This is a genomic window from Actinomadura sp. NPDC048032 (assembly GCF_040653175.1).
Lineage (GTDB): Bacteria > Actinomycetota > Actinomycetes > Streptosporangiales > Streptosporangiaceae > Spirillospora > Spirillospora verrucosospora.
Map to the genome: position 1 here is coordinate 1 of NZ_JBEZJP010000322.1, position 9715 is coordinate 9715.

A 9715-nucleotide genomic window follows, 5' to 3' on the forward strand; every position below is an offset into this window, starting at 1 on the left:
GTTCGGAATGACCGCCGCCGGGCGGATGCGCCCGCCCGGCCTGGCCGAAGTCGCCGCCGCCCAGGCGGACGGCCGGTGGGCGCCCTTCACTGCTCGGGTCAGTCGGCGTAGGTGGGGAGCATGCGTTCGTGGGCCTCGCGGAGTTCGGAGAGGCCGATGCTGAACAGCTCCTGGTCGCCTTCGGGGCCGCGGGACGTCACGTGCAGGGCGTCGCCGCCCGCCACGCCGATCTGGCTGACCGGGACGCCCGCCGACTCGCACAAGGCCGCGAGACGCGACTCGGCGCCCGGGCGGACGACGACCATGGCGCGGGCCACCGACTCGCTGAACAGCGCGACGAACGGGTCGCCGTGCAGGGTGATGCGGGCGCCGAGGCCGCCGCGCAGGCACGACTCCACCAGCGTCTGCGAGAGGCCGCCGTCGGAGAGGTCGTGCACGGCGTTGACCAGCCCGTCCCGGACGGCCGCGACCATGACGGACGCCAGGGCCGCCTCGGCCTTCAGGTCGACCAGCGGCGGCAGGCCGCCCAGGTGCCCGTAGACGACGTGCGCCCATTCCGAGCCGCCGAACTCCTCGCGGGTCTCGCCGAGGAGGGCGATCGTGGCGCCGTCGGTGGCCAGCGACATGTTCACCCGGCGGCGCACGTCATCGTGGACGCCGAGGACGCCGATGACCGGGGTCGGGTTGATCGGGGCGTTGCCCGTCTGGTTGTAGAAGCTGACGTTGCCGCCCGTGACGGGGATGCCGAGGTACTGGCAGCCGTCCGCCAGGCCCGTGACCGCCTGCGCGAACTGCCACATGACGCCCGGGTCCTCCGGGGAGCCGAAGTTCAGGCAGTTGGTGACGGCCAGGGGCCGCGCGCCGGTCGCGGCGACGTTGCGGAACGCCTCGGACAGCGCGAGCTGCGCGCCCGCGTACGGGTCGAGCCGGGTGTAGCGGCCGTTGCCGTCCAGGGACAGCGCGATGCCGAGGCCCGACTCGTCGTCGATGCGGACGACGCCGGCGTTCTCGGGCATGGCCATGACGGTGTTGCCGAGGACGTACCGGTCGTACTGGGACGTCACCCACGTCTTGCCGGCGAGGTTCGGGGACCCGGCCAGCCAGAGGACGGTCCGGCGCAGCTCGTCGCCGTTGGACGGGCGGGTGAGCCGGCCCGGGGTGTCGGACTGCAGGGCGCCGAGGTCGTGCGGGGGCGCCAGCGGACGGTTGTAGACGGGGCCCTCGTCGGCGGCCGTGACCGGCGGGATGTCGACGATCGTCTCGCCCCGCCACGTCATGACCAGCCGGCGGGTGTCGGTGACCGTACCGATCACGGTGGCCGGGATCTCCCAGCGCGCGCAGATCTCCATGAAGCGCTCGACCTTGGCGGGCTCCACCACCGCCATCATGCGCTCCTGCGACTCGCTCATGAGGATCTCCTCAGGGCGGAGCGTCTCGTCGCGGAGCGGGACGGCGTCGAGGTCGACGTGCATGCCGCCGGTGCCGGCCGCGGCCAGCTCCGTCGTGGCGCACGACACGCCGGCGGCGCCGAGGTCCTGGATGCCGACCACGAGGTCCTCGCGGAACAGCTCCAGGCAGCACTCGATGAGCAGCTTCTCCATGAACGGGTCGCCCACCTGGACCGACGGCCGCTTCTGGTGCGACTCCTCGTCGAAGGTGGCCGAGGCGAGGACGGACGCGCCGCCGATGCCGTCCGGGCCGGTCAGGGCGCCGAACAGGATCACCTGGTTGCCGGGGCCGGGGGCCACCGCGCGCTTGATGTCCTCGTGCTTCATCACGCCGACGCACAGGGCGTTCACGAGCGGGTTCTGCTCGTAGCAGGCGTCGAAGACCGTCTCGCCGCCGATGTTGGGCAGGCCGAGGGAGTTGCCGTAACCGCCCACGCCGGCGACCACGCCGGGCAGGACGCGCTGGGTGTCGGCGGCGTCGGCCGGGCCGAAGCGCAGGGAGTCCATGACGGCGATGGGGCGCGCCCCCATCGACATGATGTCGCGGACGATCCCGCCGACGCCGGTCGCGGCGCCCTGGTACGGCTCGACGTAGGACGGGTGGTTGTGCGACTCCACCTTGAAGGTGACGGCCCAGCCCTGGCCGATGTCCACGACACCGGCGTTCTCTCCCATGCCGACGAGGAGCTTGTCGGTCTTGGGGGCCTTGTCGCCGAACTGGCGCAGGTGCACCTTGGAGCTCTTGTAGGAGCAGTGCTCGCTCCACATGACGGAGTAGATCGCCAGCTCGGCCGAGGTGGGCCGGCGCCCCAGGATGTTGCGGACGCGCTGGTACTCCTCCTCGTTCATCCCCAGCTCGGCGTACGGCTGCGGGCGCTCGGGGGACGCGGCGGCGACGGCGACCGTGTCGGTGCCGTGGTCGTAGCGCGCGGGCGCCTCGATCGCGGGCTGCGGGCCGGTGCTGCGTCCGATGGCGGGCTGCGGGCCCGTGCCGCGCCCGACGGCGGGCAGGGGGCCCGTGCCGGAGCCGATGGCGGGCTGCGGGCCGGTGCCGCGCCCCACGGCGGGCTGCGGACCCGTGCCGGAGCCGACCGCGGGCAGCGGACCCGTTCCCGGACTGATCCGGGGCAGCGGGCCCGTCCCCGGGCGGACGGCGGGCAGGGGGCCTGTGCCGAGGCCGACCGGGGGCTGGGGGCCCGTGCCCTGCCCGATGGCGGGCAGCGGGCCGGTTCCCGGGCGGACGGTCGGCTGCGGGCCCGTGCCGCGCCCGACGGCGGGCTGCGGGCCCGTACCGGTGCCCACGGCGGGCTGAGGGCCCGTGCCCGGGCCCACCGGGGGAAGCGGGCCGGTGCCCGGGCCTTGCGCCAGCGGGCCCGTGTTCAGGTCGATGAGAGGCTGCGGGCCCGTGCCCCGCCCGACGGCGGGCTGAGGGCCCGTGCCCGAGCCGACCGCGGGCTGCGGGGCGGTGCCCTGGCCTACCGCGGGCTGCGGGCCGGTGCCGGTGCCCACGGCGGGCTGCTGGCCCGTGCCGTGGCCGACCGCCGGCTGCGGGCCCGTGCCAGAACCGGCCACGCGCTGCGGGCCGCTGCCCGTGCCGCGGGAGGGCGGCGGCGCGGCGAAGGCGCTCAGGTCGGGCACGGTGAGCGACGGGTCCGCGACGGTGGACGTGGGGTCGCCGCTGGAGCGCTCCTCTTCGAGGGCCCGCGCGAACTCCTGGTCGGGCACGCCTTGGGACGGCGCAGGGCCCGGGACGGGTTCGTCGTTCAGCACCGGGATGGGCCCGGTGAAGGGCCCGGGGGCCGGTTCGGCGGCCGGGTCCTCGGAGCCGGGCAGGGCGGGGGGCTGCTCCTCTTCGAGGATGGCCTTGAAGCCCTGCGTCACAGCGGGGTTGACGGGCTGGAGCTCCGGGTCGTCCGCGTCGGACTTGAGCTCGCCGAGCCACTCCATCGAGGGCTCGTCCTCGTCCCGCCTAGCCCTTCCGGAAGCGTGGGGCCGTTGCTCACTCATGCGTTGACCAGTCTCTTGACGATCGAGGTGAAGAAGCCGAGCCCGTCGGTGGACGGCCCGGTCAGCGACTCGACGGCGTGCTCGGGATGGGGCATGAGCCCGACCACGTTGCCGGCCTCGTTGCAGATCCCGGCGATGTCGTCCTGGGAGCCGTTCGGGTTCAGGTCGAGGTAGCGGGCGACGATGCGGCCGGAGTCGGCCAGTTCGAGCAGCGTCTCCCGGTCGGCGGTGTAGCGGCCGTCCCGGTTCTTCACCGGGATCACCAGTTCCTGGCCCTCCTGGTACTCGGAGGTCCACGCGGTGTCGGCGTTCTCGACGCGCAGCCGCTGGTCGCGGCAGACGAAGTGCAGCCCCGCGTTCGGGAGCAGCGCGCCGGGCAGCAGGTGCGACTCGCACAGCACCTGGAACCCGTTGCAGATCCCGAGGACCGGCAGGCCGGCGCCCGCGGCGGCCACGACCTCGGACATCAGCGGCGCGAACCGGGCGATCGCCCCGGCCCTCAGGTAGTCCCCGTAGGAGAACCCGCCGGGCAGGACGACGGCGTCGACCCCCTGCAGGTCGTGGTCGCCGTGCCAGAGGGCGACCGGCTCCGCGCCGGCCAGCCGCACCGCGCGTGCGGCGTCCTTGTCGTCAAGGGAACCTGGGAAGGTGATGATCCCAACCCGGGCAGCGTCCATCTGTTCTGTTCCTCCGAAATGAGGTGCGGCCGAGACGATCGGGATCTCCTCCGCCGATCAACCCCGATGCGCGTCGCATTCCCCCGCGCGCAGGTCCCAATCTACCCGGCGTTGGGAATGAGGTTGCGGTCGAGGCGCCGGACCAGCGCCCCGTCCCTCCAGGTCAGCCGCTTTCGCAGGTGAACGACGGTGCCGCGGTCGGGCGCGGAGTCGATGTTCAGGTCGTCCACCAGCGCGCGCATGAGCCCGATGCCGCGCCCCGACTCGCTCAGCGGCCCCGGTTCGGGCGGGGCGGACCGCAGTCCGCGACCCCAGTCCATGATCTTGAGCAGGCAGGTGCCGTCGTGCACGTGGCCCGTCACCTCGTAGTCGCCGTTCGCGCGGGCGTGCTCGATGACGTTCGTGCACGCCTCGGAGATCGCGACCAGGAGGTCGTCGACGCAGTCCTCGGCGACGCCGAGGCCGCGCAGGGCCTCGCCCGTCACCCGGCGGACCACCGGGATGCTCATCGCGTCGCGCGGCAGCGCGAGCGAGAACCTCATATCCACCCGGACACCTCGTGTCATGCTCCGGGCGTCCCGACCGTGCCCCCGGTCCCGGAGCGTGCTCGACGACTCAACGCAGCTAACACTTCCCCGGAGGAAACTTCCGTAATCGCCACAGTCGCGGGCCCGCGGATTGGAACGGGCCATGTCACGACCGGAAACCGGCGGCGTTCGCCCGCCGGTTCGGGCGGCGGGCCGGTCCCGGCCACGCGCCCGGACGGTTACAGAACGTGAACCTCGTAGTTCTCGATGACCGGGTTCGCCAGCAGCGTCTCGGCGATCTTGCCGACCTTCTCCAGGGCCGCCTCGTCGGCGTCCCCCTCCAGCTCCACCTCGAACCGCTTGCCCTGCCGGACGGCCACGACCCCGTCGAACCCCATCTGCGGCAGCTTGCGGGCGATCGCCTGCCCCTGCGGGTCGAGGATCTCCGGCTTGAGCATGACGTCCACGACGACACGCGCCACGGTCGCCCCCTCACTGATCTGCGCTTTTGCTTACGATCCTGAAGCGTACGGCACCATGGCCCATCACGAGCCATCAGCACCCCCGGAGCCAGCCGATGAACATCGAGGACCTCACCCCCGTGGAGCGCCGCCTCTGGGAGGCGTTCCCCAAGGGGGAATCCGTCGACCTGTCGGTCGGCGACCAGGCGATGGACGACATCACGCGCTCCGACCGGTGGGGACGTGACCGCATGGTCAGGGCAGAGGTCCTCGTCGCGCTGCTCGTGGGCGCGGTGGAGGCCGAGCCCGGCCAGGTCGCCGCGGTGCGGCTCGGCGGCGCCCGCATCACCGGCGCGCTGAACCTCGGGCACGCGGAGGTCCGGGTCCCGCTGGCGCTCACCGGATGCGACTTCGACGAGGCGCCCCACCTGTACTGGGCGAGCATGAACAGCGTCCACCTGATGCGCTGCCGGCTGCCCGGCCTGATCGCCTCCGGCACGCGGGTGGACGGCCACCTGTGGCTGGAGGGCAGCCGCGTCAACGGCGGCCTGTGGCTGGACGGGGCGAACATCACCGGCATCCTCAACCTGTCGGGCGTGCACCTGTCCAACCCGGGCGGGGACGCGATGCTCGCCGACCGCCTCTCGGTCGAGGCGAACGTCTACTGCGACCAGGGGTTCGCCGCCAACGGCGAGGTCCGGCTGCCGGGGGCCCGCGTCGGCGGCCAGCTGATCTTCCGGGGCGCGCGGCTGTACAACCCGTCCGGCGCGGCCCTGTACGCCAGCCGCCTGGACGTGGCCGCGAACGTGTTCTGCGACGGCGGGTTCAGCGCCGAGGGCGAGGTCCGGCTGCGCGGCGCCCGCGTCGGCGGCTACCTGTCGTTCGTCGGCGCCCGTCTGGCCGCCCCCAAGCGGACCGCCCTGAACGCCGACGACCTGGCCGTCGAGACCGACGTCTACTGCTCGGACGGGTTCACCGCCGTCGGCGCCGTCAGCTTCTCCGGGGCCCGCGTCACCGGGCAGCTCAGCCTGCGCGACGCGCGCCTGCTCCACGACGAGGGGACCGCGCTCGGCCTGCAGCGCCTCCAGGCCGAGGAGCTGCTGATGCGCACCGCCGAGCCGATCAAGGGGACCGCGGACCTGTCCTACGCGCGCGTCAACCTGCTGCGCGACGACGCCGCGTCCTGGCCGGAGCGCCTCCAGCTCGACGGCCTCCAGTACGAGACCCTCGAACCGCCGCTCACCGCCCGCGAGCGGCTGGCGTGGCTGCGCCGCGACACCGACGGCTACGCCCCCCAGCCCTACGAGCGGCTCGCGCAGACCTACCGCTCCCTCGGCCTGGACGCCGACGGCCGCTCCGTCCTGCTCGCCAAGGCCCGGGACCGGCGCCGGACGCAGGGCCTCCCCCGCAAGATCGTCGGCTGGTTCCAGGACGTGCTGGTCGGCTACGGCTACCGCCCGTTCCGCGCCGCGAGCTGGCTGATCGGCCTGCTCGCCTTCGGGACGATCGTCTTCTCGGTCCACCGGCCGGACGTCCTGGACGACGGCCACAAGCCGCACTTCAACGCGTTCTTCTACACGCTCGACCTCCTCCTGCCGATCGGCAGCCTCGGCCAGGAGATGGAGTTCGCGCCCAAGGGCGTCTACCAGTGGATCGCGAACTTCATCGTCGCGGCGGGGCTGCTCCTCGGCCTGACGGTCGCCGCGGGCGCCACGCGGGCCCTCTCCCGGGAGTAGCGAGCCGGGCGATCCGGACATGAGGGACAGCGGACGTAACGTGCGTCACGCCCGGATCGCGGGGTAGGGCCGGGGGTAGGACCTCTGGTGGCGGGACTCGCATCGCGGTGGCGGGGGCTTGCATCGCAGGGTGTGATGTCTGCCACGATGGTGTTGCGGCTTTTGTCCCTTACCGGGGGCGGGCCGTCGACATCGGCCGACCGCGCGGCGACCCCGCGCGACGGCCCCGAACGAGGAGTGTCATCGATGACGATCGACTCCGTGCGCGGCGCGCCCGACACCCCGAAGGCCGCCGAGCCCGAACTCGTCCAGCTGCTCACCCCCGAGGGCGAGCGGATCGAGCACCCGGACTACCCGCTGGACCTCGGCGCCGAGGACGTGCGCGGCCTGTACCGCGACCTGGTGATCGTGCGGCGGATCGACCAGGAGGCCGTGGCCCTCACCCGGCAGGGCGAGCTCGGCCTCTGGGCGTCGCTGCTCGGGCAGGAGGCGGCGCAGATCGGCTCCGGTCGGGCGGCGTCCGCCAACGACATGGTGTTCCCGACGTACCGGGAGCACGGCGTCGCCTGGTGCCGGGACGTGGAGCCGCTGAAGCTGCTCGGCATGTTCCGGGGCATCAACCACGGCGGGTGGGACCCGAAGGAGCACGGCTTCCACCTGTACACCGTCGTGATCGGCAGCCAGACACTGCACGCGACCGGGTACGCGATGGGCGTCCAGAGGGACGGCGTGCTCGGCACCCCGTCCGCCGGCGCCACGATCGCCTACTTCGGGGACGGAGCGACGTCCCAAGGCGACGTGAACGAGTCCTTCGTGTTCGCCTCGGTCTTCAACGCGCCGATCGTGTTCTTCTGCCAGAACAACCAGTGGGCCATCTCCGAGCCCCTCGAACGGCAGTCCAGGATCCCTCTCTACAAGCGCGCGCAGGGTTTCGGCTTCCCGGGCATCCGCGTGGACGGCAACGACGTGTTCGCCTGTCTGGCCGTCACCAAGAAGGCCCTGGAGAACGCCAGAACCGGCCAGGGCCCCACGCTCGTCGAGGCGTACACCTACCGGATGGGCGCCCACACCACGACCGACGACCCCACGCGCTACCGGCTGAAGACCGAGGAAGAGGCGTGGAAGCTCAAGGACCCGATCGAGCGCGTCAAGGCGTACCTGGTGCGCGGCGACATGGCCGACGCGGGGTTCTTCCAGAAGGTGGAGGACGAGGCCAAGCAGATCACCAGGGAGCTGCGTGAGGCGTGCCTGGCGCTTCCCGACCCGGAGCCCCTGTCGATGTTCGACCACGTGTACGGGGAAGAGCATCCGCTGATGACCGAGGAGCAGGAGCAGTTCGCCGCCTACCTGGCGTCGTTCGAGGAGGAGGCGAAGTGAGCACCCTGACCCTCGGCAAGGCCCTCAACGTGGGCCTGCGCAAGGCCATGGAGAACGACCCCAAGGTCCTGGTCATGGGCGAGGACGTCGGCAAGCTCGGCGGCGTCTTCCGCATCACCGACGGCCTGCAGAAGGACTTCGGCGAGGAGCGGGTCATCGACACCCCGCTCGCCGAGTCCGGCATCGTCGGGACGGCGATCGGGCTGGCGCTGCGCGGCTACCGGCCCGTGGTGGAGATCCAGTTCGACGGGTTCGTGTTCCCCGCCGCCGACCAGATCATCACGCAGCTGGCGAAGATGCGGATGCGCTCGCTCGGCGCGCTGGAGCTGCCGGTCGTCGTCCGGATCCCGTGCGGCGGCGGCATCGGCGCGGTCGAGCACCACTCCGAGTCGCCCGAGGCGTACTTCACGCACACCGCCGGGCTGCGCGTGGTGGCGTGCTCGAACCCGCTGGACGCCTACTCGATGATCCAGCAGTCGATCGCCTCCCCCGACCCCGTGGTCTTCTTCGAGCCGAAGCGCCGCTACTGGGACAAGGCGGAGGTCGACACCGACGCCGACCCCGCCGACTGGACGCCGCTGCACCGGGCCGCGGTCGTGCGGCCGGGCGAGCACGCGACGCTGCTCGCCTACGGGCCGGCGGTGAAGACGTGCCTGGAGGCGGCCGGGGCCGCCGCCGAGGAGGGGCGGGAGCTGGAGGTCATCGACCTGCGCTCGCTGAACCCGCTCGACATCGGCACGGTGACCGACTCGGTGAACCGGACGGGACGCTGCGTCGTCGTCCACGAGGCGCCCGTGTTCAACGGGTACGGCGCCGAGCTGGCCGCCCGGATCACCGAGAAGTGCTTCTACCGGCTGGAGTCGCCGGTGCTGCGCGTCGGCGGGTTCTCCACCCCGTACCCGCCGTCCCGCATCGAGGACCATTACCTGCCCGACCTCGACCGCATCCTGGACGCGGTCGACCGGACCTTCGCGTGGTGACGCCGGTGAGCCAGCCCAAACTGTTCAAACTGCCCGACGTGGGCGAGGGCCTGACCGAGGCCGAGATCGTCAAGTGGCACGTGCAGCCCGGCGACACCGTCGAGGTGAACCAGACCATCGTCGAGATCGAGACGGCGAAGGCGATCGTGGAGCTGCCCTGCCCGTTCGAGGGCGTGGTGACCGAGCTCATGGTCACCGAGGGGCAGACCGTGGACGTCGGGGTCCCGATCATCGCGGTGGACCCGGGCGGCGAGGGCGGCGTGGCGACGCCCGTGTCCGAGCCCCCGGCGCAGGCGGCCGCGCTCCGCGAGGAGGGCGTCCCGACCGTCAACGAGCCCGGCATGGTGTCGCCGCAGGAGCCGCCGAAGCGCACGCCCGTCCTCGTCGGCTACGGAGTGAAGGAGGGGACGACCAGACGCCGTCCCCGCAGGTCCGCCAACGGCGCGGCGTCCGCGGCCCCGGTCGCCCCGGCGCCCGCGTGTGTTCTGAGGTGATGTCGTCA

General features: G+C 72.6%; 8 protein-coding genes. 4 read left to right on the forward strand and 4 right to left on the reverse strand.

The annotated features are described in order from the left end of the window. Window positions 1-98 precede the first annotated feature (98 nt). The 4 genes from purL to purS all read right to left on the reverse strand — a co-directional run bounded on the left by purL (window position 99) and on the right by purS (window position 5141). Window positions 99-2297 carry a phosphoribosylformylglycinamidine synthase subunit PurL gene (purL, locus tag AB0C69_RS30880; RefSeq protein ID WP_360358566.1) on the reverse strand — a complete coding sequence of 733 codons (2199 nt, stop codon included), beginning with the start codon at window positions 2295-2297 and terminating at the stop codon, window positions 99-101. A 1154-nt stretch (window positions 2298-3451) separates the two neighbouring features. After that, a complete protein-coding gene (purQ, locus tag AB0C69_RS30885) occupies window positions 3452-4132 on the reverse strand; it encodes a phosphoribosylformylglycinamidine synthase subunit PurQ (protein ID WP_345171110.1) in 681 nt (226 codons plus the stop codon). Window positions 4133-4233: 101 nt separating this feature from the next. Further along, window positions 4234-4674, reverse strand: a complete 441-nt coding sequence (locus tag AB0C69_RS30890; RefSeq protein ID WP_345171822.1) for an ATP-binding protein — start codon at window positions 4672-4674, stop codon at window positions 4234-4236. Between the two features lie 224 nt (window positions 4675-4898). After that, on the reverse strand, window positions 4899-5141 hold the full coding sequence (gene purS, locus AB0C69_RS30895) for a phosphoribosylformylglycinamidine synthase subunit PurS (RefSeq protein WP_089315160.1): 243 nt from the start codon (window positions 5139-5141) through the stop codon (window positions 4899-4901). Between the two features lie 95 nt (window positions 5142-5236). Between purS and AB0C69_RS30900 the strand changes: the two genes are divergently transcribed. From AB0C69_RS30900 to AB0C69_RS30915, 4 genes are all read left to right on the forward strand, one after another. Beyond that, complete coding sequence (locus AB0C69_RS30900) at window positions 5237-6856, forward strand: hypothetical protein (protein ID WP_360358563.1); 1620 nt, start codon at window positions 5237-5239, stop codon at window positions 6854-6856. Window positions 6857-7102: 246 nt separating this feature from the next. Next, the gene (gene pdhA, locus AB0C69_RS30905; protein WP_360358564.1) at window positions 7103-8233 is read left to right on the forward strand and encodes a pyruvate dehydrogenase (acetyl-transferring) E1 component subunit alpha; all 1131 of its coding nucleotides are present in this window, start codon (window positions 7103-7105) and stop codon (window positions 8231-8233) included. Then, window positions 8230-9213, forward strand: coding sequence for an alpha-ketoacid dehydrogenase subunit beta (locus AB0C69_RS30910; RefSeq protein ID WP_345171116.1), 984 nt, complete (start codon window positions 8230-8232; stop codon window positions 9211-9213). Before pdhA ends, AB0C69_RS30910 begins: the two co-directional genes overlap by 4 nt. Before the next feature lie 5 nt (window positions 9214-9218). Then, entirely contained in the window at window positions 9219-9707 is a 489-nt protein-coding gene (locus tag AB0C69_RS30915) for a biotin/lipoyl-containing protein (RefSeq protein ID WP_360358565.1), read from the forward strand. The last annotated feature ends 8 nt before the right edge of the window (window positions 9708-9715 follow it).

Coding starts and splice junctions, on each gene's coding strand:
- AB0C69_RS30890 (WP_345171822.1), bottom strand. CDS start 4,674: ATGAGGTTCTCGCTCGCGCTGCCGCGCGACGCGATGAGCATCCCGGTG.
- pdhA (WP_360358564.1), top strand. CDS start 7,103: ATGACGATCGACTCCGTGCGCGGCGCGCCCGACACCCCGAAGGCCGCC.
- purQ (WP_345171110.1), bottom strand. CDS start 4,132: ATGGACGCTGCCCGGGTTGGGATCATCACCTTCCCAGGTTCCCTTGAC.
- AB0C69_RS30900 (WP_360358563.1), top strand. CDS start 5,237: ATGAACATCGAGGACCTCACCCCCGTGGAGCGCCGCCTCTGGGAGGCG.
- purL (WP_360358566.1), bottom strand. CDS start 2,297: ATGAACGAGGAGGAGTACCAGCGCGTCCGCAACATCCTGGGGCGCCGG.